Here is a 22,044-nt window from a genome sequence, read left to right on the forward strand (position 1 = left end):
GCCCTTTTCGGGCGTCCAAGAGTTCGTACCACCTCCACCGCATGGGTTTCGCTTCGCTCTACACCATCCTACGAAAGCCCGTGCGCACCACGTGGCGATGCGCTGGACGAAGAAAGGTGGGGCAGCCGCCAACGCCCCTCCAGGAGGCCGAACGCAGTCGTTGCGCCGGGGGACGAGCGGCATGGATGCCGCGAGAGGCGCGCCAGGCCATGGATGGCCCATCGCGCCGGCCCCCAGAGCAACGATGGAGTGAGGGAACCCCGGCGAAGCCGGGGCCGGATGATGGGGCAAGCCCTTTTGGTTCCTTTTAAGGCGATTGTTAAAAGGGACTCGCCCGGGGGGGCGAAACCAGAAACATCACCAGAGCTCGGCAATCAGCTGGGCTCAAATCCTCTAGCAACACTTAACGCAGACAGAGCCAATGAATTCGCCCACGACAACGCCCCAGGGCATCCCGCACACAAACAACGGGTTGCACCCGACCTACAGGCTCACCCACGCCATGTAGGGGCGACTTCAGTCGCCAAGCAGGCCGCAGGGCTGCCACTGCAGGGTGTTCCCCGGCGGCACCGCCTGGTGGATGAGAAGAGCGCCATCCACCCTTACACAGCCCAACGCAACGAAGCCGAATCCGGCCATGCCGCCCCAACCCGCAGGCGAAAAAAAGGACGCCGAAGCGTCCTTTTTCATTCCGCACCGAATCTTCAGGCGATGCTCAGCCCACCACGCGGCGCGCGCACCAGGCGCAGGGCGGCGATGACGATGGCGAACACACCGAGGCTGGCGCTGTAGAGCACCAGGGCCGGCAGGGCGAAGAGCATGGCCGCCACGCCCAGGCCCCAGCCGGCGCGGCCGGGTACGAAGAAGGCGACCAGGGACAGCACCAGGGCGCTCCAGGCGATGACGCGGAAGTGGATGAGCAGGCCGAGGTTGGCACGCACCTGGCATTCCCAGCGCTGGGCATTGTCGACACACAGGCCGACCCACTGGCCGTCCTCCATCAGGCCGTAGCGCAGGCCATAGCTGGCCGCCAGCCAGAGCGACAGGACCACCAGCAGGATGATCAGGGGCAGACGGCGTGACATGGTTCTCTCCGAAGAATTGAAAGCGGCGCCAAGGATAAACGCACGCTCGCCGTATGCAAGACAAAGTCTGTAAACAGCGCTAACAAGGAGGCCTGGACCCGCCGTTGCGCCGGGTGCATGCTGTCCGGCGCCCCGTGAAGGCATTTCGCCTTCCCTCACGGCACTTTGGCGAGCCCGCACTTGTCATAGCATCGGTATCCCCTCAGCCCGACTTCCTGCAAAGGGACTTGAACCTCATGCTCCGTCTCCGCCTCGCTGCCCTGCTCGGCAGCCTGCTTCTGAGTGCCCCGCTGTGGGCGGCCGATATAGATGCTGCCGGCTATGGCTTCCCGCTGACCAACCCGTTCGAGGCGACCATCGCCACCACGCCACCGGAGCTGCGCCCCGACCTGCCGGCGGACGAGGACATCGACCAGGCCGACTACGACCTCAAGCTGCGCCCCGAGCGCGAGTTCAAGCTGCCGGACAACTTCTGGCCGGTGAAGACCCTGCGTTACCGCCTGGCCCAGCAGGACCACGCCGCGCCGCTGATCTTTATCATCGCCGGCACCGGGGCCCACTATTCCAGCAGCCAGGCCGAGTACCTGAAGCGGCTGTTCTACGGCGCCGGCTTCCACGTGGTGCAGCTGTCCTCGCCCACCAGCTACGACTTCATGGCCGCCGCCTCGCGCTTCGCCACGCCGGGGCTTTCCAACGAAGACGCCGATGACCTCTACCGGGTGATGCAGGCCGTGCGCGCCCAGCACCCGAAACTGCCGGTCACCGAGTACCACCTCACCGGCTACAGCCTCGGCGCCCTCGAGGCGGCCTTCGTCAGCAAGCTCGACGAGACCCGCCGCAGCTTCAACTTCAAGCGCGTGCTGCTGCTCAACCCGCCGGTGAACCTCTACACCTCCATCACCAACCTCGACCGCCTGGTGCAGACCCGGGTCAAGGGCATCGACGACAACACCACCTTCTACCAGGTGGTGCTGGGCAAGCTGACCCGGTACTTTCAGCAGCGCGGCTACGTCGACCTCAACGACGCCCTGCTCTACGATTTCCAGCAATCCAAGCAGAAGCTCTCGGACGAGCAGATGGCGATGCTCATCGGCACCTCCTTCCGCTTCTCCTCCTCGGACATCGCCTTCACCTCGGACCTGATCAACCGTCGCGGCCTGATCACCCCGGTGAAACTGCCGATCACCGAAGGCACCAGCCTCACGCCCTTCTTCAAGCGCGCGCTGCAGTGCGACTTCGACTGCTACATCACCGAGCAGCTGATTCCCTTCTGGCGCGCCCGCTTCGACGGTGGCAGCCTCACCCAGTTGATCAACCAGGTGAGCCTCTACGGTCTGGAGGATTACCTGAAACAGAGCGGGAAGATCGCCGTGATGCACAACGCCGACGACGTCATCCTCGGCCCGGGCGACCTGGGCTTCCTGCGCCGCACCTTCGGCAACCGCCTGACCGTCTACCCCCATGGCGGCCACTGCGGCAACCTCAACTACCGCGTCAACAGCGACGCCATGCTGGAGTTCTTCCGTGGCTAAGCACGTTCTCCTCCTCGCCCTGCTGCTGGCCAGCGCCCCCCTTCTCGCCGACGAGCGCCAGGAGCCGGATGGCTTCACCGAGCCGCTCCAGCGCTTGCAGTTCAACCCCGGGCTCGACCAGCGCGAATTCGAGCGCTCCACCTTCGACGCCCTGGAGGTCTACGACCCGCTGGAGTCCTGGAACCGACGCGTCTACCACTTCAACTACCGCTTCGACCAATGGGTGTTCCTGCCCGCGGTGCGCGGCTACACCTACGTCACCCCGCGCTTCCTGCGCAGTGGCGTGAGCAACTTCTTCAGCAACCTGGGTGATGTGCCCAACCTGCTCAACAGCCTGCTGCAGTTCAAGGGCCAGCGTTCGATGGAAGTCACCGGGCGCCTGCTGCTCAACACCACCCTCGGCGTGGCCGGGCTCTGGGACCCGGCCACGATGATGGGCCTGCCCAAGCAGAGCGAGGACTTTGGCCAGACCCTGGGCTTCTACGGCCTCGGTGCCGGGCCCTACCTGATGCTGCCGATCCTCGGCCCCTCCAACCTGCGCGACACCGGCGGCCTGGTGGTGGACTTCGTGGCAGACAACCAGATCAACTTCCTCAACGTGCCCGAGGTCAGCCGCGACCACCCGGAGATCAGCCTGCTGCGGGCGGTGGACAAGCGCTACACCACCAGCTTCCGCTACGGCCAGCTCAACTCGCCCTTCGAGTACGAGAAGATCCGCTACGTGTACACCGAGTCGCGCAAGCTGCAGATCGCCGAGTGATGCAGCCCCAGGCTGGCGCCGACCATGGCGCCAGCCGGGGGCTTAGAATCCATCCAACGGCTCGATAGGAACCACGCAAAATCACGCACCATCGATTCGATTCCCTGGATTAGCATCGCCCCATTCTTTTCAGGGAGGCTCCTATGAACCGCTATCGCCAGATCATCGAACAACGCCCCGGCCAGCCCGCATCCGACGGCGCTGGGGTCAACCTGACCCGCGTCTTCGCCGAGCAGGGCATTCCGCGCTTCGACCCCTTCCTGATGCTCGACGAGTTCGGCTCGGCCAACCCGGACGACTACGTCGCCGGCTTCCCGCCCCACCCCCATCGAGGCTTCGAGACCATCACCTACATGATCGAGGGGCGCATGCGCCACGAGGACCACCTGGGCAACGTCGGCCTGCTGGAGAACGGCGGCGTGCAGTGGATGACCGCCGCGCGCGGCATCATTCACAGCGAGATGCCGGAGCAGCAGGAGGGCGTGATGCGCGGCTTCCAGATCTGGCTCAACCTGCCGGGCAAGGACAAGCTGGGCGACCCGGGCTACCGCGACTTCGCACCACATGAAATCCCGCGCCTGCGCACCTCGGGCGGCGTCGACGCGCTGGTGATCGCCGGGCACTTCGATGACGGCGAGCAGCAACAGGACGGCGCCGTGCAGCGCCCGCACACCGAACCGCAGCTGTTCGACCTGCACCTGCAGGCCGGCAGCCACGCGGCCCCGCGCCTGGCGGATGGCTTGCGGGTGCTGCTCTACGTCTACGAGGGCGAGGTGCACGTCAACGGCAACCCGGTGGCCAAGGGTCGCCTGGTGCGCCTCTCGGAGCAGGGTGCGCTGGAACTGGCCAGCACCGAGGGTGCCCGTGTGTTGCTGCTCGCCGGTCGCCCTTTGGGGGAGCCCATCGTGCAGTACGGCCCCTTCGTGATGAACACCCGTGAGGAAATCGAACAGGCCCTGCGCGACTACCGCGACGGCCGCCTGGCGGGCTAGTAGGCCACCGGCGTCGGCAGCACCGACGCCGTCTCAAGGCCGAGGAAGCTTTGCAGGTCGGCCTTTTGCGCCATGGCGTCCTGGTAGCCCAGCTCGATCAGTTCATTGCAGTAGCCGGGTTCGAACAGCAGGTAACTGATCACCCCGGCACCACTGGCCTTGGTCGCTCCCGGCCCACGCAGGAAGGTGCGGATCGCCCGCGGCATCTCGCGGCGGTGACGCGCGGCGATGGTGTCCAGCGGCTGGCTCGGCGAAATCACCAGCACCTCCACAGGCTTCAGGCCCAGGTTTCGCGGGCGCTGCCCGGCAGGGATCGCCTGGCTCAGCTGGTTGATGCGTTCCAGCAGCTCGATGTCGCTTTCCAGGTTGTCGATGAAGGTGCTGTTGAGCATGTGCCCGCCGATCTGCGCCAGGCTCGGCGGGTTGCCCGTACTGGCGCGGACCACGCCATCGTTGACGTTGCCCACCCGCGGGTTGCCGCTCACCCCCACCACCAGGATGCGATTGGCCCCCAGGTGCAGCGCCGGGCTGATGGGCGCCGACTGGCGCACCGCGCCGTCGCCGAAGTATTCGCGGTTGATTCGCACCGGCGGGAAGATCAGCGGAATGGCCGCACTGGCCAGCAGGTGGTCAAGCGCCAGGCGCGTGGGCACGCCGACGCGGCGGTGGCGGAACCAGGGGTCGATGGTGGCGCGGCCCTGGTAGAAGGTCACCGCCTGGCCGGACTCGTAGCCGAAGGCGGTCACCGCCACGGCCCGCAACTGGCGCAGGCGTACGGCGGCGGCGATGCCGGTGAAGTCCAGCTCGCGCTCCAGCAAGCCGCGCAGGGGGGCGTTGTCCAGCAGCGCCACCGGCGCGTGGCGGTTCATCCCCAGCAGGCTGTGACCGAGGAAGCGCGCGCTCTGGCGCAATACACCGGGCCAGTCGCTGCGGTACACCTGGGAGGTGTGGAAGCCTTGCCAGACGGCGGTGAGGCGGCGGATCGCCTCGCTGAAATGCAGGGCACCGCAGGCCAGGCCCACGGCATTGATGGCGCCGGCCGAGGTGCCGACTATCACCGGGAAGGGGTTGTGCATCGAGTCGGGCAGCAGGTCGGCGATCGCCGCCAGCACGCCCACCTGGTAGGCCGCTCGCGCGCCGCCGCCCGAGAGGATGAGTCCGGTCACGGGCTTGGTTGCGGCGGGTTCACTCATGAAAGGCTTCCGTTTTTTTCCGCGAGTATAGGGCCCGCGTGGGCCCGGCGCTGCTCAGTAGAGCTTCGGCTCGCCTTCCGGCCGGGTCTTGAAGCGGCGATGGGCCCAGAGGTACTGCTCGGGGAGGCGGCTTACGGCCTGTTCGATCCACTGGTTGATGCGCAGGCAATCCGCCTCCTCGCTCTCGCCCGGGAAGTCGGCCAGCGGCGGGTGGATCACCAGGCGGTAGCCGGAGCCGTCGGCCAGGCGTTCCTGGGTGAAGGGCAGCACCCGCGCGCGGCCCAGGCGGGCGAACTTGGTGGTGGCGGTGACGGTGGCGGCGGTGACGCCGAACAGCGGCACGAACAGGCTCTGCTTGCGCCCGTAGTCCTGGTCCGGCGCGTACCAGATGGCACGCCCGGCACGCAGCACCTTGAGCATGGCGCGTACGTCTTCACGCTCGATGGCCGTGGCGTCGAGATTGTGCCGCTCGCGCCCCTGGCGTTGGACGAAGTCGAACAGCGGGTTCTTGTGCTCGCGGTACATGCCGTCGATGGTGTGCACCTGGCCGAGCAGCGCGGCGCCGATCTCCAGGGTGGTGAAGTGCAGCGCCATGAGAATCACGCCCTGGCCGTCCGCCTGGGCCTGGCGCAGATGCTCCAGGCCTTCTATATGGGCGAGTTTGCGCAGGCGCGAGGCCGGCCACCACCAGCTCATGGCCATCTCGAAGAAGGCGATGCCGGTGGAGGCGAAGTTCTCCCTGAGCAAGCGCTTGCGCTCGGCAACGGACAACGCGGGGAAACACAGCTCCAGGTTGCGCCGGACGATGTGTCGACGCGAACCGGCGACCCGCAGCATCAGCCAGCCCAGGGCGCGCCCCAGGCGCAGCAGCACCGGGTAGGGCAACAGGGTAATCAGCCACAGCACCGCTAGGCCCAGCCACAGGGGCCAGAAGCGCGGGTGGAGGAAGGCGGCGCGGAAGCGGGGACGTTCCATCGGTGGATCCGTAGGGCTGCGTGGGCAAAGGCCGGCATTCTACAGAAATAGCTGCCGGCCGGCGCCCATCCCGCCCCGCGCGTCTTGCGACGGCCCGGCGTTCTCGCTATAAGTCCTGCCCATCAGACCCAGCAGAAAGACCATGAGCCAAGCTGACCTTCTCGACCAAGATCCCGTGTTCCAGCTCAAGGGCAGCATGCTCGCCATCACCGTGATGGAGCTGGCGCACAACGACCTCGAACGCCTCGACCGGCAACTGGCCGACAAGGTCGCCCAGGCCCCCAACTTCTTCCAGAACACCCCGCTGGTGATGGCCCTCGACAAACTGCCGGCCAGCGAAGGCGAAGTGGACCTCGCCGCGCTGCTCGACGTCTGCCGCCGCCATGGCCTGCGCACCCTGGCCATCCGCGCCAGCAACGAACAGCACATCGCCGCCGCCAATACCCTCGACATACCCGTGCTGCCGCCCTCGGGCGCTCGCGAGCGGGTCATCGACCCGGTGGGGCCCGGCGCCAAGAAGGCGACGAAAGTCCCGGAGAAACCCGCCGAGCCCGTGACCCGCCCGACCAAGGTGGTGACTACCCCGGTACGCGGCGGCCAGCAGATCTACGCTCCCGGCGGCGACCTGGTGGTAGTCGCCCCGGTGAGCCCGGGTGCGGAACTTCTCGCCGATGGCAACATCCATGTGTACGGTCCCATGCGTGGCAGGGCACTGGCAGGCATAAAGGGCGATACCAAGGCCCGGATCTTCTGCCAGCAACTGGCCGCCGAACTGGTGTCGGTAGCCGGTCAATACAAGGTCGCCGAAGACCTCCGGCGCGAGCCGCTCTGGGGGCATTCGGTGCAGGTCAGCCTGTCGGGAGATGTGTTGAACATCACCCGCCTTTAACGGATACTGCCGCGAATTTTCAGGGACCTGAACGGGAGCCAGGACGGCCGACCAAGGCCTGCAAGTTCCCGCTTTTCTTATTATTTGGGGTGAATCACCTTGGCCAAGATCCTCGTTGTCACGTCCGGCAAGGGTGGCGTGGGCAAAACCACCACCAGCGCCGCCATCGGCACCGGCCTCGCTCTGCGCGGGCACAAAACCGTCATCGTCGACTTCGACGTCGGCCTGCGTAACCTCGACCTCATCATGGGCTGCGAACGCCGCGTGGTGTACGACTTCGTCAACGTCATCAACGGCGAAGCGACCCTGACCCAGGCCCTGATCAAGGACAAGCGTCTCGAGAACCTCTACGTCCTGGCCGCCAGCCAGACCCGCGACAAGGACGCGCTGACCCTCGAAGGCGTCGGCACCGTCATCGAAGAGCTGGCGAAGAATTTCGAATACGTGGTCTGCGACTCCCCCGCCGGCATCGAGAAAGGTGCCCACCTGGCCATGTACTACGCCGATGAGGCGATCGTCGTGACCAACCCGGAAGTTTCCTCGGTACGCGACTCCGACCGCATGCTCGGCCTGCTGGCCAGCAAATCGCGCCGCGCCGAGAAGGGCGAGGAGCCGATCAAGGAGCGCCTGCTGCTCACCCGCTACAACCCGGAGCGCGTCACCAAGGGCGAAATGCTCGGTGTCGAGGACGTCGAGGAAATCCTCGCCATCCACCTGCTCGGTGTCATCCCGGAATCCCAGGCGGTGCTCAAGGCATCCAACCAGGGTGTTCCGGTCATCCTCGACGAGCAAAGCGACGCCGGCCAGGCGTACAGTGATGCCGTCGATCGCCTGCTCGGCAAGGAACTGCCCCACCGGTTCCTGGACGTGCAGAAGAAAGGACTCTTGCAACGCCTTTTTGGAGGCCGTGAATGAATATTCTTGACTTCTTTCGCGAGCGGAAGAAGCAGAACAGCGCTTCGATCGCTAAAGAACGACTCCAGATCATCGTCGCCCACGAGCGCGGCCAGCGCAGCCAGCCGGACTACCTCCCGGCGCTGCAGAAGGAACTGGTTGAGGTGATCCGTAAGTACGTCAACATCGACCAGGATCAGGTCCAGGTCCTGCTCGAGGACCAGGGCAACTGCTCCATCCTCGAGTTGAACATCACCCTGCCCGATCGCTGATCAGGGCTGGTGTGCTGGACGGCGGCTGCGGCCGCCGTCTTCATTTCCGGATATAGAACCATGCCTCTCTCGCAGATCGAAATACTCCACCAGGACCCGGCCTTCCTGGTCATCAACAAGCCGACCCTGCTGCTTTCCGTGCCGGGCCGCGCCGATGACAACAAGGACTGCCTGATCACCCGACTGCAGGAGAACGGCTACCCGGAAGCGCTGATCGTCCACCGCCTGGACTGGGAGACCTCGGGCATCATCCTCCTTGCCCGTGACCCCGACAGCCACCGCGAGCTGTCCCGCCAGTTCCACGACCGCGAGACCGAGAAGGCCTACACCGCCCTCTGCTGGGGCCAGCCGGAACAGGACAGCGGGCGCATCGAACTGCCCCTGCGCTACGACCCGCCGACCAAGCCGCGCCATGTGGTCGACCACGAGCAGGGCCGCCACGCCCTGACCTTCTGGCGCGTGCTGGAGCGTTGCGGCAACCACTGCCGCGTCGAGCTGACCCCCATCACCGGTCGCTCCCACCAGTTGCGCGTGCACATGCTCTCCATCGGCCACCCACTGCTGGGCGACCGCCTCTACGCCCACGACGAAGCCCTGGCCGCCCACGAGCGCCTGTGCCTGCACGCCAGCATGCTCGCCTTCAGCCACCCGGTGACCGGCGAGCGCCTGCGCTTCGAGTGCCCGGCGCCGTTCTGAGGCGATGACCGACAGCCTCTACTACGACCGCACCCAGGGCGCCCCGCCCTGGCCGGCCCTGTTGATGGCCATCGAAGCCCTCGGCCGCCCCGGTACCCGTGGCATCGACCTCGGCTGCGGCGCCGGCCGCGACACCCTGGAAATGCTCCGCCGTGGCTGGGAGGTGCTGGCCATCGACCGCGAGCCCGAAGCCATCGAACGCCTGCTGGGCCAGGTGCCGCCCGATCAGTTGCCACGCCTGCAAGCGCGCTGCGCCCGTTTCGAGGACTGCGAGCTACCGGCCGCCGACGTCGTCAACAGCGCCTTCGCCCTGCCCTTCTGCGCCCCGGCGGACTTCCCCGCCCTGTGGCAGCGCATCGACGAGGCCCTGGCAGGCGGCGGTATCTTCTGCGGCAACCTGTTCGGCGAACGTGACGACTGGGCCGGCCCCGAGCTGAGCATCTTCAGCGAGGACCAGGTCCGGCAGCTGTTCGCGGACTGGGAGCTGCTGCACTTCGAGGTGATCGACCGCGAAGGCAGCACCGCCCGTGGCCGTACCAAGCGCTGGCACCTGTTTTCAGTGGTCGCGCGGCACCGCTGAATCCATGACGGCCGGCGCAAGAACCCTGCTATCGCCGCCATGGTGAAAATTCACCGGCCTGCGCCTCCTAATCACCAAGCCCGATGCGATAAACTCCGGCCCATCGCTGTCTGGAGTCCGTTATGCGCGAAGAGTTGAACCAGGGCCTTATCGATTTCCTCAAGGCCTCCCCCACCCCCTTCCATGCCACCCGCAGCCTGGCCCAGCGCCTGGAGGCAGCGGGCTACGTGCACCTCGACGAGCGTGATGCCTGGCGCGCCGAGGCCGGTGGGCGCTACTACGTGACCCGCAACGACTCCTCGCTGATCGCCATCAAACTGGGCAAGCGCCCCATGCTCGACGGCGGCCTGCGCCTGGTCGGCGCCCACACCGACAGCCCTTGCCTGCGGGTCAAGCCCAACCCGGAACTGCACCGCCAGGGCTTCTGGCAACTGGGCGTCGAAGTCTACGGCGGCGCCTTGCTGGCGCCCTGGTTCGACCGCGACCTGTCCCTGGCCGGCCGCGTCACCTACCGCGCCGCCGGCAAGGTGGAAAGCCAGCTGGTGGACTTCCAGGCGCCCATCGCCGTGATCCCCAACTTGGCCATCCACCTCAACCGTGAAGCCAACCAGGGCTGGGCCATCAACGCCCAGACCGAACTGCCACCGATCCTGGCCCAGCTGGCCACCGGCGAGACCCGCGAGTTCCGTGACCTGCTGGCCGAGCAACTGACCCTGGAGCACGGCGTCAGCGCGGATGCGGTGCTGGACTACGAACTGAGCTTCTACGACACCCAGAGCGCCGCCGTGATCGGCCTCGGCGGCGACTTCATCGCCGGTGCGCGCCTGGACAACCTGCTCTCCTGCTATGCCGGCCTGCAGGCCCTGCTCGCCGCCGAAGGCGACGAAAGCTGCGTGCTGGTATGCACCGACCACGAGGAAGTGGGCTCCTGCTCCGCCTGTGGCGCCGACGGCCCCTTCCTGGAGCAGGTGCTGCGCCGCCTGATGCCCGAGGGCGATGCGTTCGCCCGCACCATCCAGCGCTCGCTGCTGGTCTCGGCCGACAACGCCCATGGCGTGCACCCCAACTACGCCGACAAGCACGACGGCAACCACGGGCCCAAGCTCAACGCCGGCCCGGTGATCAAGATCAACAGCAACCAGCGCTACGCCACCAACAGCGAAACCGCCGGTTTCTTCCGCCACCTGTGCCTGGAAAACGAAGTGCCGGTGCAGAGCTTCGTCACCCGCAGCGACATGGGGTGCGGCTCCACCATCGGCCCCATCACCGCCAGCCAACTGGGCGTGCGCACCGTGGACATCGGCCTGCCGACCTTCGCCATGCACTCCATCCGCGAACTGGCTGGCAGCCATGACCTCGCCCACCTGGTGAAGGTGCTGGCCGCCTTCTACTCCAGCCACGACCTGCCCTGAACGGAGACAGCCGCATGCTCAGCCACATCCGCAACAGCCTCGAGGAAGCCCGGACGGCGCTGGACAACTTCATCGCCAACGAGCAGGCCCTGCGCAGCATCGAGCGCGCGGCGGAACTGCTGGTGGAAAGCTTCGAGAACAAGGGCAAGGCCTTCTCCTGCGGCAATGGCGGCTCCATGTGCGACGCCATGCACTTCGCCGAGGAACTGACCGGGCGCTACCGCAAGAACCGCCCGGGCATCGCCGCCATCTCCATCAGCGACGCCAGCCACATCAGCTGCGTGGCCAACGACTTCGGCTACGACCACATCTTCTCGCGCTACATCGAATCCCACGGTCGTGAAGGTGACGTGCTGCTGGCCTTCAGCACCAGCGGCAAGAGCCCCAACGTGATCAAGGCCGCCGAAGCCGCCAAGGCGCTGGGGGTGAAGGTCGTCGCCCTCACCGGCAAGCCCGGCTCGCTGCTCGAAGGCCTCGCCGACGTGTGCATCTGCGCCCCCGGCGGCGACTTCGCCGACCGCGTGCAGGAGCTGCACATCAAGGTGGTGCACATCCTCATCGAGCTGGTGGAACGCAAGCTCGCGCCTGAAAACTACGCTTAAAGAAGCTGGAAGCTGGAAGCTGGAAGCTGGAAGCTGGAAGCTGGAAGCTGGAAGCTGGAAGCCAGTCAGCGTGCCAGGCCCAGCTTCCTGGTCAACTCAGCCCGCCTCAGAACGCATTGGTAGGTTGGCGCCGAGCGCAGCGAGGCCCAACGACGCACACTTCACCCTCGCCATGTTGGGCTTCGTACCTCAGCCCAACCTACACCCGCCCCCGCTCTGCCCTTCACTTCCAGCTTCTAACTTCTGGCTTCCAGCTGCCCTTATTCCGGCACCTCCACGCTGACGTGGATCGCGTCGTGCCGCCAGAACTCCAAGTCGCAGTCAATCAACCGGCCATGCTGGTCGCGGTTGACCCGGGTGATGCGTAGCGCCGGGCTGCCGGGGGCGACCTTGAGGGTCGAGGCGGCTTCGGGGTGCAGCGCCGTGGGCACCATGTCGAAGCGCACGCGGCCGTAGCGGATGCCGTACTCGCTGCCATAGAGATCGGTCAGCGAGCGGGTCAGGTCGAAGTCGAGGATTCCGGCGAAGTACTGCGGGTTGAGGTAATGCTCGACGTAGAGCACCAGGCGCCCATCGATACGCCGTGCCCGGCGGATCTGGTAGACGCTGGACAGTGCCGGCAGCTCCAGCAATTCGCAGACTTCCACGGTCGCCGGCATCAGCCGTGCGCTGAGCACTTCGGTGGCCGGCACCCGGCCCTGCTCGCCAACCATGGCGTGGAAGTGACTGCGCACCAGGGGGTTGTAGGCCACCCGTGGCGGCGAGACGAACCAGCCGCGACGCTCTTCACGGTAGATCAGCCCCTGCGCCTCCAGCTGGCCCAGCGCCTCACGCAGGGTGATGCGGGTGGTGTCGAACAGTTCGCTCAGCTTGCGCTCGGCCGGCAGCTTGCCGCCCAGAGGCAACAGGCCATGCTCGATCTGCTCCTGCAGGGCGCGGCAGATGGCGGTAACGGTACGGGGCGCCTCTTCGCGCATCGAAAAACTCCAATCTGGAATAGACCAGCACCATAAAAGTGCGATGCCGATGGTGGTGTGACCATCCTATGCAGCCTAGATGACTGTCCCGTGACAGCACCTGCGACCTGCAGGGTGCGTGCCAGCGACAAGGTCCCGCGCCAAGCACCATGGGACGTGCAGCCATGGTCTACGCTTGCTGACGCCGGAAGAACGGGGCCCGCAGAGCCACGCGGTGCAATGAAACCGTCATCTATGGCCTTTAGATTGGCCTGGGTCTTGCTGATCTAGACCAATACTCAACCCTGCTAAGGAGCTTCATATGAAACGCCTGCTGCTGGCTTCACTGATTGGAACCACCCTGGCCCTGAGCACCCAGGCCATGGCGGATGACGCTGCACTGAAGGCCCTGGAAGACGCTGCCCGCAAGGAAGGCGCGGTAAACAGCGTGGGCATGCCCGACAGCTGGGCGAACTGGAAGGACACCTGGGTCGACCTGGAGAAGAAGTTCGGCCTCAAGCACATGGACACCGACATGAGCTCGGCGCAGGAAATCGCCAAGTTCGCCGCCGAGAAGGACAACGCCACCGCCGACATCGGCGACGTCGGCGCGGCCTTCGGCCCCATCGCCACCCAGCAGGGCGTCACCCAGGCCTACAAGCCCAGCACCTGGGACCAGGTCCCCGCGTGGGCCAAGGACCAGGACGGCCACTGGGCCCTCGCCTACACCGGCTCCATCGCCTTCATCATCAACAAGCAACTGGTGAAAGAGCCGCCGAAATCCTGGGCCGACCTGGAGAAAGGCAAGTACAAGGTCGCCATCGGTGACGTCAGCGCCGCCGCCCAGGCCGTAAACGGCGTGCTGGCCGCCGCCATCGCCAAGGGCGGTGACGAGAAGAACATCCAGCCGGGTCTGGACCTCTTCGCCAAGATCGCCGAACAGGGCCGCTTGTCCCTGTCCAACCCGACCATCCAGACCCTGGAGAAAGGCGAAGTCGAAGTCGGCATCGTCTGGGACTTCAACGGCCTGTCCTACCGCGACCAGATCGACCCCAGCCGCTTCGAGGTGCTGATCCCCTCCGACGGTTCGGTGATCTCCGGCTACACCACCATCATCAACAAGTACGCCAAGAACCCGAACGCCGCCAAGCTGGCTCGCGAGTACATCTTCAGCGACGCCGGCCAGATCAACTTGGCCAAGGGCAACGCCCGCCCGATCCGCGCCGAGCACCTGACCCTGCCGGCCGAAGTGCAGGCCAAGCTGCTGCCCAACGAGCAGTACGCCAAGGTGCAGCCGATCAAGGACGCCAAGGCCTGGGAAGAAACCTCCAAGGCACTGCCGAGCCTGTGGCAGGAAAACGTCATCATCAACATGGAATAAGTGACACACGGGCGCCGGCCTTGGCCGGCGCCTCGTCACATCTGGGTGCCAGCTCATGAAGCACAAAGCAATCCTGGTCCTGCTGGACGGCCTCAACTACGGCGTCGCACAACACGCTATGGGCCACCTCCAGGCTTATTGCGCCGCCGGCCGTGCTGCGCTGTACAAACTGGAGTGCGAGCTACCGGCGCTGTCCCGCCCCCTCTACGAATGCATTCTCAGCGGGGTGCCGCCGATCGACAGCGGCATCGTGCACAACGACGTCTCGCGCCTGTCCGACCAGCGCAGCGTGTTCCACTACGCCCGCGATGCCGGGCTGACCACCGCCGCTGCGGCCTACCACTGGTTCAGCGAGCTGTATAACCGCTCGCCCTTCGACGCCGCCCGCGACCGCCACACCGAGGCGCCCGAACTGCCCATCCAGCATGGCCACTTCTACTGGGCCGACCACTACCCGGACGCGCACCTGTTCGCCGATGCCGAGAGCCTGCGCCTGCGCCACGCTCCGGACTTCCTCCTGGTGCACCCGATGAACATCGACGACGCCGGCCACAAGCACGGCCTCGACACGCCGCAATACCGCAACAGCGCGCGGGTCGCCGACATCATCCTCGCCGAGTACCTGCAGCGCTGGCTCGATGCCGGCTACCAGGTGCTGGTGACCGCCGACCACGGCATGAACAACGACCGTTCGCACAACGGCCTGCTCACCGAAGAGCGCGAAGTGCCGCTGTTCGTCCTCGGCGACGCCTTCAGCCTCGACGGCTATGCGCAGCCGAAGCAGACCGACCTTTGCGGCACCCTTTGCGAACTGCTGGGCGTGCCCCACGACAAACCTGTATGCCGGGAGCTGTTGAAGTGAATTCAGCCAACCGCGGCAAATGGCTGGCGCTGCTGTGCCTGCTGCCATTCGCCATTTTCTTCATCGCCTTCCAGATCGCGCCGCTGGCCTGGGTGGCGATCAATAGCCTAAACAGCCCCGAAGGCTGGGGCCTGGGCAACTACGCCAAGGTGTTCGCCTCCAAGTTCTACCTGCAGGCGATCAAGCACAGCCTGCAGATCGCCTTCTGGTCGAGCCTGATCGGCATCTTCATCGCCATCCTCGGCAGCTACTCGCTGCGCCAGGTGGACAGCCGCCTGCGCGACTTCGTCATGGCCTTTTCCAACATGACCAGCAACTTCGCCGGCGTGCCCCTGGCCTTCGCCTTCGTCATCCTCTTGGGCTTCAACGGTGCACTGACCCTGCTGCTCAAACAGAGCGGGCTGATCGAGGACTTCAACCTCTACTCCAAGACCGGCCTGATCGTGCTCTACACCTACTTCCAGATCCCCCTCGGCGTGCTGCTGCTCTACCCCGCCTTCGACGCCCTGCGCGCGGACTGGCGCGAATCCGCCTCGCTGCTCGGCGCCAGCACCTGGGACTTCTGGCGGCACATCGGCCTGCCGGTGCTGACCCCCGCGCTGCTGGGCACCTTCATCATCCTGCTGGCCAACGCCCTGGGCGCCTACGCCACCGTCTACGCCCTGACCACCGGCAACTTCAACGTGCTGCCGATCCGCATCGCCGCCATGGTCGCCGGCGACATCGCCCTCAATCCCAACCTCGCCAGCGCCCTGGCCATGGTGCTGGTGGGCCTGATGGCGCTGATCACCGTTGTCCACCAGTGGCTGCTGAAGAGGAGCTACCATGTCGCGCGCTGAAGCCCCGGTCGCCAGCCTCTACCACCGCATCGTGGTCTGGCTGCTGTTCCTGATCCTGCTGCTGCCCCTGGCCGGCACCCTGCTCTATTCGCTGTCCACCAGTTGGTCGGCGTCCATCCTCCCCGATGGCCTGACCTTCAAGTGGTACCTGGCGCTGTGGAGCGATGCCCGCTTCCTCAACGCCTTCGGCCAATCGCTGCTGGTGTGCTTCGGCGCCCTGGCGCTGTCGGTGGTGCTGATCCTGCCGCTGCTGTTCGTGGTGCACTACCACTTCCCCAAGCTGGACGCGCTGATGAACATTCTCATCCTGCTGCCCTTCGCGGTGCCGCCGGTGGTGTCTTCGGTGGGCCTGCTGCAGCTCTATGGCTCCGGCCCGCTGGCCATGGTAGGTACGCCGTGGATCCTCATCGGCTGCTACTTCACCGTGGCGCTGCCATTCATGTACCGGGCCATCACCAACAACCTGCAGGCGATCAACCTGCGTGACCTGATGGACGCCGCCCACCTGCTCGGCGCCAGCACCTGGAAGGCCGCTCTGCTGGTGGTGCTGCCCAACCTGCGCAAGGGCCTGATGGTTTCGCTATTCCTGTCGTTCTCCTTCCTCTTCGGCGAGTTCGTCTTCGCCAACCTGCTGGTGGGCACGCGCTACGAAACCCTGCAGGTCTACCTGAACAACATGAAGAACAGCAGCGGCCACTTCAACAGCGCCCTGGTGATCTCCTACTTCTTCTTCGTGCTGCTGTTCACCTGGGCAGCCAACCGCCTGAACAAGGACAAATCATGAGTTTTCTGAGCATTCAGGGGCTGCACAAAAGCTATGCCGCCACCTCGATCTTCAGCGACATCAACTGCGAGATCGGCCAGGGTGAATTCGTCACCCTCCTCGGCCCTTCCGGCTGCGGCAAATCCACCCTGCTGCGCTGCATCGCCGGGCTCACCGAGGTCAATGGCGGCAAGATCGTCCTCGACGGCCAGGACCTGGTGCCGCTGGCACCGCAGAAGCGCGGCATCGGCATGGTGTTCCAGAGCTACGCGCTGTTCCCCAACATGACCGCCGCGCAGAACGTCGCCTTCGGCCTGCGCATGCAGAAGGCCAGCAAGGAAGAAAGCGCCCGCCGTGTGCAGGAAGCCCTGGCCATGGTCGAGCTGGACACGTACGCCGACCGCTACCCGCACCAGCTCTCCGGTGGCCAGTGCCAGCGCGTGGCCCTGGCCCGCTCCCTGGTCACCCGCCCGCGCCTGCTGCTGCTCGACGAGCCGCTCTCGGCCCTCGATGCGCGCATCCGCAAACACCTGCGCGAACAGATCCGCAGCATCCAGCAGGAGCTGGGGCTGACCACCATCTTCGTCACCCACGACCAGGAGGAGGCGCTGACCATGTCCGACCGCATCTTCCTGATGAACGCCGGGCGCATCGTCCAGAGCGGCGACGCCGAGACCCTCTACACCGCCCCGGTGGATGCCTTCGCCGCCGGCTTCATCGGCAACTACAACCTGCTCGAAGCCGAAGACGCCGCACGCCTGCTGGCGCGCCCGGTGGCCAGCCGCATCGCCATCCGCCCGGAAGCCATCTCGCTGAGCCGTGACGGCGCCATCGAAGCGGAAGTCCGCAGCCACAGCCTGCTGGGCAACGTCATCCGCTACCGCGTGGAAGCTCGGGGTGTGGAACTGGTGGTGGACGTGCTCAACCGCAGCGCCGACGACCTGCATGGCAAGGGCCAGCGCATCGGCCTGTCCATCGACGACAACGCAATCCGGGAGGTGGCGTGATGACCCTGGCGATCTTCGATCTCGACGACACCCTCATCGACGGCGACTGCGCCAGCCTATGGAGCGAACACATGGCCGCCATCGGCTGGGTGGACGGTGAATCCTTCGTCAAGAAGGACCACGAACTCATGGCGCTCTATGCCGAAGGCAAGCTGGCGATGGAGGACTACATGGCCTTCAGCCTCTCGCCCCTGGTGGGCCGCACGCCGGAGGAAGTGGCCTTCGTCGTCGAGCCCTTCGTCGAGGACGTGATCGAACCCATCTTCCACAGCGACGCCACCCGCTGCCTGGCCAGCCACCGCGAAGCCGGCGACCGCATCCTGGTGATCTCCGCCTCCGCGCACTTCCTGGTCAGCGCCATCGCCGAACGCCTGAAGATCGACGAAGTGCTGGCCATCGACCTTGAAGAACAGCACGGCCACTACAGCGGCAACACCCGTGGCGTGCTCACCTACCGCGAGGGCAAGGTCACCCGCCTGCACGCCTGGCTCGAAGCCGAAGGTGAAAGCCTCGACGGCGCCTACTTCTACTCCGACTCGCGCAACGACCTGCCGCTGCTCAAGCTGGTCAGCAACCCCCGCGTGGTCAACCCCGACCCAGCGTTGCGTGAACACGCCGAACAGGCCGGCTGGCCGATCCTCGACTGGCGTTGAGTCACCCCGTCCTGCGTATGACGTAGGGCGGGTGAAACCCGCGTGCCTGGTTTGCCGAGGACTCAGCTATCGCCGTGGGCGAAGGCCTTGAGCTCGTCACCGGCCATGCGGTAGCGCACCCACTCGTCCTGGGGGCTGGCGCCGATGGATTGGTAGAACTGGATGGCGGGTTCGTTCCAGTCCAGCACGCTCCATTCCAGGCGGCCGCAGCCGCTGTCGCAGGCCAGGCGCGCGAGATGGCGCAACAGCGCCTTGCCGGCACCGACGCCGCGTTGCTGGGGGGAGACATAGAGATCTTCCAGGTACATGCCCTTGCGGCCGAGCCAGGTGGAGTAGCTGTAGAAATACACGGCGAAACCGATGGGCGCGCCGTCCAGCTCGCAGATCACCGCACGGGCCGGGGTGTCGCCCTCGAACAGGCTCTGCTCGATGTCGGCAACGGTGGCGATGACTTCGTGTTCGGCCTTCTCGTAGATGGCCAGTTCGGTGATGAAGGCGAGAATCTGGCGGGCATCGCTGCGTACGGCATCGCGGATATGCAGGCTCACGGGAATTCCTTTCAGGGGGTGTTGGCGCCGAGGCGCGAAGGCGGACATGCTAGGCGCCGGCTGGCCGGCAAGAAAGAGGGCCGAGCATAATCGGCGTTCGTAGCCGCCTAGGAGAGTCGCTCATGCTGTCCCACGTCTGCATCGGTACCAACGATTTCCCCCGTGCCCTGGCCTTCTACACGCCACTGATGGAGGCACTGGGCCTGCCGCAGAAATTCTGCGACCCGTCCCGCCCTTGGGCGGGCTGGATGCCGGCGGATGCACCGCGCCCGTTGCTGGTGCTGGGCGCGCCGTTCGATGGCGAGGCGGCAACCGTGGGCAATGGCCAGATGGTCGCCCTGCTGGCGCCGGACCGCGCCAGCGTCGACCGCTGCCACGCCCTGGCGCTGGCCAATGGCGGCCAGTGCGAAGGTGCACCAAGCTTGCGACCGCACTATCACCCCGACTACTACGGCGCCTATTTCCGCGACCCGGATGGCAACAAGCTGTGCGTGTGCTGCCACCGGGCAGAGTGACGCTCAAGGCACCGTATTGTCGCCCTCGCCGGGCAGCTCCGGCTGGTGATGGCGCGGACGCAGGTCGGGCTCGGGGTCACGCGGTTTCTGCAGGCGCTCCACCTCGGCCTGGTTCTCCGCTTCCTCGTCGGGGGTGATCTCGGGCAGCTCGCCGTCCTCGGTAACGCTCGGGTCGCTGTCGATCATGGCGCGTCCTCCCTCAGGTGCCGTACTTCAGAGAGGCCGATGCCCTGGCTCAGGTCATGTTTGACGGGCATGTTCCACCTCGTGGTTTCGTGGTCGTCAGGAGCTGTGAGGGAGCTGGCCGATGAAGGTTCGAGGTATTTGGTCGGTCGTGCCGTCGTGGCAGAATCTGCCCCTCAATCACGCAGGATGCAGGAGCTCACCATGAGCAATGGACCGGATGTCGAGATAAGCCGTTTCCTCAGCTTTGTACTGAGGCACAAACCCGAGGCCATCGGCCTGCAGCTGGACAGCGAAGGCTGGGCCGATATCGAGGCGTTGATCACCGGTGCCGCACGCACGGGCAAGGCGCTCGATGAGCGAGCGATCCGCCGCGTGGTGGCGAACAACGACAAGAAGCGCTTCGCCATTTCCGAAGACGGCCGGCGCATTCGCGCGGTACAAGGCCATTCGACCGCCTCGGTGCAGCGCCAGTACGACGCCGTGGTGCCGCCGCAGCGGCTGTTCCACGGCACCGCCAGCCGCTTTGTCGACAGCATCCTGCAGAAGGGCCTGATCGCCGGCTCGCGCCACCACGTGCACCTCTCCGAAGACCGCGAAACCGCCACCCAGGTGGGCCAGCGCTATGGCGAGCCGGTGATCCTCGAGATCGCGGCCAGCGCCATGCACGAGGTCGGTTTCGAATTCCACCAGGCGGAGAACGGCGTGTGGCTGACCGCGCGGGTGCCGGTGGATTACCTGAAGCGGGAGGGGTGAGCGGCAGGGCACTCTCCCCGGGCTGAAGCCCGGGCTACAAGGTCAAAGGCGACATGAAAAAAGGCAGCCCGAGGGCTGCCTTTGTTGTTGGAGCAGGGTGAATCAGGTGGTGCGGATCAGGTGGTCGAAGGCGCTCAGGGAGGCCTTAGCACCCTCACCCACCGCAATCACGATCTGCTTGTAAGGCACGGTGGTCACGTCACCGGCAGCGAACACACCGGGCAGCGAGGTCTCGCCACGGGCATCGACGATGATCTCGCCACGCTGGCTCAGCTCGACGGTGCCTTTGAGCCAATCGCTGTTGGGCAGCAGGCCGATCTGCACGAAGATGCCTTCCAGTTCCAGGGCCTTGAACTCGTCGGAGTTGCGGTCCTTGTAGGTGAGGCCGGTGACCTTCTGGCCATCGCCCTTCACTTCGCTGGTCAGCGCGCTGGTGATGATGTCGACGTTGCCGAGGCTGCGCAGCTTCTTCTGCAGCACGGCGTCGGCACGCAGCTGGCTGTCGAACTCGATCAGGGTGACATGGGCGACGATGCCGGCCAGGTCGATGGCCGCTTCCACACCGGAGTTGCCGCCACCGATCACCGCCACGCGCTTGCCCTTGAACAGCGGGCCGTCGCAGTGCGGGCAGTAGGCAACGCCACGGCCGCGGTATTCCTGCTCGCCGGGTACGTTCATTTCGCGCCAGCGGGCACCGGTGGAGAGGATCACGGTCTTGGCCTTGAGGCTGGCACCGCTCTCGAACTTCACTTCATGCAGCTCGCCTTCGGCCTTGGCCGGGATCAGCTTGCTGGCACGCTGCAGGTTCATGATGTCGACGTCGTATTGCTTGACGTGCTCTTCCAGCGCGCGGGCCAGTTTCGGGCCTTCGGTCTCCTGCACGGAGATGAAGTTCTCGATGGCCATGGTGTCCAGCACCTGGCCGCCGAAACGCTCGGCCGCGACGCCGGTACGGATGCCCTTGCGGGCGGCGTAAATGGCAGCCGAGGCACCGGCCGGGCCACCACCGATCACCAGGACGTCGAAGGCATCCTTGGCATTGAGTTTCTCGGCATCACGGGCGGACGCGCCGGTGTCGATCTTGGCGAGAATTTCTTCCACGCCCATGCGGCCCTGGCTGAACAGTTCGCCGTTCAGGTAGATGCTCGGCACCGACATGATCTGGCGCTGCTCGACTTCATCCTGGAACAGCGCGCCATCGATGGCGACGTGGCGGATGTTGGGGTTGAGCACGGCCATCAGGTTCAGCGCCTGGACCACGTCCGGGCAGTTCTGGCAGGACAGCGAGAAATAGGTTTCGAAGTTGAACTCGCCCTGGATGCCCTTCACCTGCTCGATCACATCGGCTTCGAGCTTGGAGGGGTGGCCGCCGACCTGCAGCAGTGCCAGCACCAGGGAGGTGAATTCGTGGCCCATGGGGATGCCGGCGAAACGCAGGCTGATATCCGCACCGGGGCGCTCCAGCGAGAAGGAAGGCGTGCGGGCGTCGCCACCGTCTTCGCGCAGGGTGATCTTGTCGGTCAGGCCGACGATGTCGTGCAGCAGGTCGCGCAGCTCCTTGGATTTGTCGCTGTCATCGAGGGACGCGACGATCTCGAACGGCTGGGTGACCTTTTCCAGATAGGCCTTCAACTGGGTTTTAAGATTGGCGTCCAACATGATTCGGCTCCTGCTTGTTTCGGGCAAAGGGGACCCCGCG

25 protein-coding genes are annotated in these 22,044 nt (G+C 65.7%); 18 read left to right on the forward strand and 7 right to left on the reverse strand.

Features of this window, described 5'->3' with window-relative positions; translation table 11 throughout:
- Positions 1-704 precede the first annotated feature (704 nt).
- Positions 705-1,085, reverse strand: coding sequence for a hypothetical protein (locus tag PI990_RS23690; RefSeq protein ID WP_021221281.1), 381 nt, complete (start codon positions 1,083-1,085; stop codon positions 705-707).
- A 236-nt stretch (positions 1,086-1,321) separates the two neighbouring features.
- On the opposite strand from PI990_RS23690, the gene PI990_RS23695 reads away from it, so the two are divergent.
- From PI990_RS23695 to PI990_RS23705, 3 genes are all read left to right on the forward strand, one after another.
- Positions 1,322-2,617: a serine/threonine protein kinase gene (locus PI990_RS23695; protein ID WP_271658672.1), complete on the forward strand. Its 1,296-nt coding sequence runs from the start codon at positions 1,322-1,324 to the stop codon at positions 2,615-2,617.
- Positions 2,610-3,377, forward strand: coding sequence for an MlaA family lipoprotein (locus PI990_RS23700; protein ID WP_442969296.1), 768 nt, complete (start codon positions 2,610-2,612; stop codon positions 3,375-3,377). The genes PI990_RS23695 and PI990_RS23700 overlap by 8 nt, the downstream gene beginning before the upstream one ends.
- Before the next feature lie 143 nt (positions 3,378-3,520).
- Complete coding sequence (locus PI990_RS23705) at positions 3,521-4,369, forward strand: pirin family protein (protein WP_021221284.1); 849 nt, start codon at positions 3,521-3,523, stop codon at positions 4,367-4,369.
- On the opposite strand, the gene PI990_RS23710 is transcribed toward PI990_RS23705, so the two are convergent.
- Positions 4,366-5,562, reverse strand: coding sequence for a patatin-like phospholipase family protein (locus tag PI990_RS23710; RefSeq protein WP_021221285.1), 1,197 nt, complete (start codon positions 5,560-5,562; stop codon positions 4,366-4,368). The genes PI990_RS23705 and PI990_RS23710 overlap by 4 nt on opposite strands.
- A gap of 54 nt (positions 5,563-5,616) precedes the next feature.
- Positions 5,617-6,537, reverse strand: coding sequence for a lipid A biosynthesis lauroyl acyltransferase (locus PI990_RS23715; RefSeq protein ID WP_184487777.1), 921 nt, complete (start codon positions 6,535-6,537; stop codon positions 5,617-5,619).
- Between the two features lie 142 nt (positions 6,538-6,679).
- On the opposite strand from PI990_RS23715, the gene minC reads away from it, so the two are divergent.
- The 7 genes from minC (at position 6,680) to lpcA (ending at position 11,882) form a co-directional block, all read left to right on the forward strand.
- Positions 6,680-7,426, forward strand: coding sequence for a septum site-determining protein MinC (gene minC, locus PI990_RS23720; protein ID WP_271658673.1), 747 nt, complete (start codon positions 6,680-6,682; stop codon positions 7,424-7,426).
- Between the two features lie 99 nt (positions 7,427-7,525).
- On the forward strand, positions 7,526-8,341 hold the full coding sequence (minD, locus tag PI990_RS23725) for a septum site-determining protein MinD (RefSeq protein WP_021221289.1): 816 nt from the start codon (positions 7,526-7,528) through the stop codon (positions 8,339-8,341).
- Positions 8,338-8,592, forward strand: coding sequence for a cell division topological specificity factor MinE (minE, locus tag PI990_RS23730; RefSeq protein WP_021221290.1), 255 nt, complete (start codon positions 8,338-8,340; stop codon positions 8,590-8,592). The genes minD and minE overlap by 4 nt, the downstream gene beginning before the upstream one ends.
- A gap of 60 nt (positions 8,593-8,652) precedes the next feature.
- The gene (locus PI990_RS23735) at positions 8,653-9,288 is read left to right on the forward strand and encodes an RluA family pseudouridine synthase (RefSeq protein ID WP_021221291.1); all 636 of its coding nucleotides are present in this window, start codon (positions 8,653-8,655) and stop codon (positions 9,286-9,288) included.
- 4 nt (positions 9,289-9,292) lie between these two features.
- Entirely contained in the window at positions 9,293-9,868 is a 576-nt protein-coding gene (locus tag PI990_RS23740; protein WP_271658674.1) for a class I SAM-dependent methyltransferase, read from the forward strand.
- Between the two features lie 122 nt (positions 9,869-9,990).
- Entirely contained in the window at positions 9,991-11,280 is a 1,290-nt protein-coding gene (locus tag PI990_RS23745) for a M18 family aminopeptidase (RefSeq protein WP_043245473.1), read from the forward strand.
- A 14-nt stretch (positions 11,281-11,294) separates the two neighbouring features.
- Positions 11,295-11,882 carry a D-sedoheptulose 7-phosphate isomerase gene (gene lpcA / locus PI990_RS23750; protein WP_184487774.1) on the forward strand — a complete coding sequence of 196 codons (588 nt, stop codon included), beginning with the start codon at positions 11,295-11,297 and terminating at the stop codon, positions 11,880-11,882.
- A 260-nt stretch (positions 11,883-12,142) separates the two neighbouring features.
- On the opposite strand, the gene PI990_RS23755 is transcribed toward lpcA, so the two are convergent.
- Entirely contained in the window at positions 12,143-12,859 is a 717-nt protein-coding gene (locus PI990_RS23755) for a UTRA domain-containing protein (protein ID WP_021221295.1), read from the reverse strand.
- A gap of 301 nt (positions 12,860-13,160) precedes the next feature.
- On the opposite strand from PI990_RS23755, the gene PI990_RS23760 reads away from it, so the two are divergent.
- From PI990_RS23760 to PI990_RS23785, 6 genes are read left to right on the forward strand one after another with little or no spacing between them, the layout of a single operon-like run.
- Positions 13,161-14,219, forward strand: coding sequence for an ABC transporter substrate-binding protein (locus PI990_RS23760; protein WP_021221296.1), 1,059 nt, complete (start codon positions 13,161-13,163; stop codon positions 14,217-14,219).
- A gap of 55 nt (positions 14,220-14,274) precedes the next feature.
- Entirely contained in the window at positions 14,275-15,081 is an 807-nt protein-coding gene (locus PI990_RS23765; RefSeq protein ID WP_271658675.1) for an alkaline phosphatase family protein, read from the forward strand.
- On the forward strand, positions 15,060-15,920 hold the full coding sequence (locus PI990_RS23770; protein WP_043245477.1) for an ABC transporter permease: 861 nt from the start codon (positions 15,060-15,062) through the stop codon (positions 15,918-15,920). Before PI990_RS23765 ends, PI990_RS23770 begins: the two co-directional genes overlap by 22 nt.
- Positions 15,907-16,704: an ABC transporter permease gene (locus PI990_RS23775; protein ID WP_021221299.1), complete on the forward strand. Its 798-nt coding sequence runs from the start codon at positions 15,907-15,909 to the stop codon at positions 16,702-16,704. Before PI990_RS23770 ends, PI990_RS23775 begins: the two co-directional genes overlap by 14 nt.
- Entirely contained in the window at positions 16,701-17,690 is a 990-nt protein-coding gene (locus PI990_RS23780) for an ABC transporter ATP-binding protein (protein WP_271658676.1), read from the forward strand. The genes PI990_RS23775 and PI990_RS23780 overlap by 4 nt, the downstream gene beginning before the upstream one ends.
- Positions 17,690-18,343: an HAD family hydrolase gene (locus tag PI990_RS23785; protein WP_021221301.1), complete on the forward strand. Its 654-nt coding sequence runs from the start codon at positions 17,690-17,692 to the stop codon at positions 18,341-18,343. The genes PI990_RS23780 and PI990_RS23785 overlap by 1 nt, the downstream gene beginning before the upstream one ends.
- Before the next feature lie 62 nt (positions 18,344-18,405).
- On the opposite strand, the gene PI990_RS23790 is transcribed toward PI990_RS23785, so the two are convergent.
- The gene (locus PI990_RS23790) at positions 18,406-18,891 is read right to left on the reverse strand and encodes a GNAT family N-acetyltransferase (RefSeq protein WP_184487772.1); all 486 of its coding nucleotides are present in this window, start codon (positions 18,889-18,891) and stop codon (positions 18,406-18,408) included.
- 122 nt (positions 18,892-19,013) lie between these two features.
- On the opposite strand from PI990_RS23790, the gene PI990_RS23795 reads away from it, so the two are divergent.
- Positions 19,014-19,406, forward strand: coding sequence for a VOC family protein (locus tag PI990_RS23795; RefSeq protein WP_184487771.1), 393 nt, complete (start codon positions 19,014-19,016; stop codon positions 19,404-19,406).
- A gap of 3 nt (positions 19,407-19,409) precedes the next feature.
- On the opposite strand, the gene PI990_RS23800 is transcribed toward PI990_RS23795, so the two are convergent.
- Positions 19,410-19,592 carry a hypothetical protein gene (locus PI990_RS23800; RefSeq protein WP_021221306.1) on the reverse strand — a complete coding sequence of 61 codons (183 nt, stop codon included), beginning with the start codon at positions 19,590-19,592 and terminating at the stop codon, positions 19,410-19,412.
- Between the two features lie 201 nt (positions 19,593-19,793).
- Here PI990_RS23800 and PI990_RS23805 point away from each other — a divergent pair, with 201 nt between their 5' ends.
- Complete coding sequence (locus tag PI990_RS23805) at positions 19,794-20,345, forward strand: RNA 2'-phosphotransferase (protein ID WP_184487769.1); 552 nt, start codon at positions 19,794-19,796, stop codon at positions 20,343-20,345.
- A 102-nt stretch (positions 20,346-20,447) separates the two neighbouring features.
- Here the strand turns inward: PI990_RS23805 and ahpF are convergent, their stop codons facing one another.
- Positions 20,448-22,004: an alkyl hydroperoxide reductase subunit F gene (gene ahpF, locus PI990_RS23810; RefSeq protein WP_184487768.1), complete on the reverse strand. Its 1,557-nt coding sequence runs from the start codon at positions 22,002-22,004 to the stop codon at positions 20,448-20,450.
- Positions 22,005-22,044: the final 40 nt, after the last annotated feature.

This window comes from Pseudomonas sp. TUM22785, assembly GCF_028198105.1.
GTDB classification, from domain to species: Bacteria; Pseudomonadota; Gammaproteobacteria; order Pseudomonadales; family Pseudomonadaceae; genus Metapseudomonas; species Metapseudomonas solani.

Coding starts and splice junctions, on each gene's coding strand:
- minE (WP_021221290.1), top strand. CDS start 8,338: ATGAATATTCTTGACTTCTTTCGCGAGCGGAAGAAGCAGAACAGCGCT.
- PI990_RS23800 (WP_021221306.1), bottom strand. CDS start 19,592: ATGATCGACAGCGACCCGAGCGTTACCGAGGACGGCGAGCTGCCCGAG.
- PI990_RS23765 (WP_271658675.1), top strand. CDS start 14,275: ATGAAGCACAAAGCAATCCTGGTCCTGCTGGACGGCCTCAACTACGGC.
- PI990_RS23760 (WP_021221296.1), top strand. CDS start 13,161: ATGAAACGCCTGCTGCTGGCTTCACTGATTGGAACCACCCTGGCCCTG.
- PI990_RS23695 (WP_271658672.1), top strand. CDS start 1,322: ATGCTCCGTCTCCGCCTCGCTGCCCTGCTCGGCAGCCTGCTTCTGAGT.
- PI990_RS23690 (WP_021221281.1), bottom strand. CDS start 1,085: ATGTCACGCCGTCTGCCCCTGATCATCCTGCTGGTGGTCCTGTCGCTC.
- PI990_RS23770 (WP_043245477.1), top strand. CDS start 15,060: ATGCCGGGAGCTGTTGAAGTGAATTCAGCCAACCGCGGCAAATGGCTG.
- PI990_RS23795 (WP_184487771.1), top strand. CDS start 19,014: ATGCTGTCCCACGTCTGCATCGGTACCAACGATTTCCCCCGTGCCCTG.
- PI990_RS23740 (WP_271658674.1), top strand. CDS start 9,293: ATGACCGACAGCCTCTACTACGACCGCACCCAGGGCGCCCCGCCCTGG.
- ahpF (WP_184487768.1), bottom strand. CDS start 22,004: ATGTTGGACGCCAATCTTAAAACCCAGTTGAAGGCCTATCTGGAAAAG.
- PI990_RS23735 (WP_021221291.1), top strand. CDS start 8,653: ATGCCTCTCTCGCAGATCGAAATACTCCACCAGGACCCGGCCTTCCTG.
- PI990_RS23805 (WP_184487769.1), top strand. CDS start 19,794: ATGAGCAATGGACCGGATGTCGAGATAAGCCGTTTCCTCAGCTTTGTA.
- PI990_RS23710 (WP_021221285.1), bottom strand. CDS start 5,562: ATGAGTGAACCCGCCGCAACCAAGCCCGTGACCGGACTCATCCTCTCG.
- lpcA (WP_184487774.1), top strand. CDS start 11,295: ATGCTCAGCCACATCCGCAACAGCCTCGAGGAAGCCCGGACGGCGCTG.
- PI990_RS23775 (WP_021221299.1), top strand. CDS start 15,907: ATGTCGCGCGCTGAAGCCCCGGTCGCCAGCCTCTACCACCGCATCGTG.
- PI990_RS23715 (WP_184487777.1), bottom strand. CDS start 6,537: ATGGAACGTCCCCGCTTCCGCGCCGCCTTCCTCCACCCGCGCTTCTGG.
- PI990_RS23755 (WP_021221295.1), bottom strand. CDS start 12,859: ATGCGCGAAGAGGCGCCCCGTACCGTTACCGCCATCTGCCGCGCCCTG.
- PI990_RS23705 (WP_021221284.1), top strand. CDS start 3,521: ATGAACCGCTATCGCCAGATCATCGAACAACGCCCCGGCCAGCCCGCA.
- PI990_RS23780 (WP_271658676.1), top strand. CDS start 16,701: ATGAGTTTTCTGAGCATTCAGGGGCTGCACAAAAGCTATGCCGCCACC.
- PI990_RS23785 (WP_021221301.1), top strand. CDS start 17,690: ATGACCCTGGCGATCTTCGATCTCGACGACACCCTCATCGACGGCGAC.
- minC (WP_271658673.1), top strand. CDS start 6,680: ATGAGCCAAGCTGACCTTCTCGACCAAGATCCCGTGTTCCAGCTCAAG.
- PI990_RS23745 (WP_043245473.1), top strand. CDS start 9,991: ATGCGCGAAGAGTTGAACCAGGGCCTTATCGATTTCCTCAAGGCCTCC.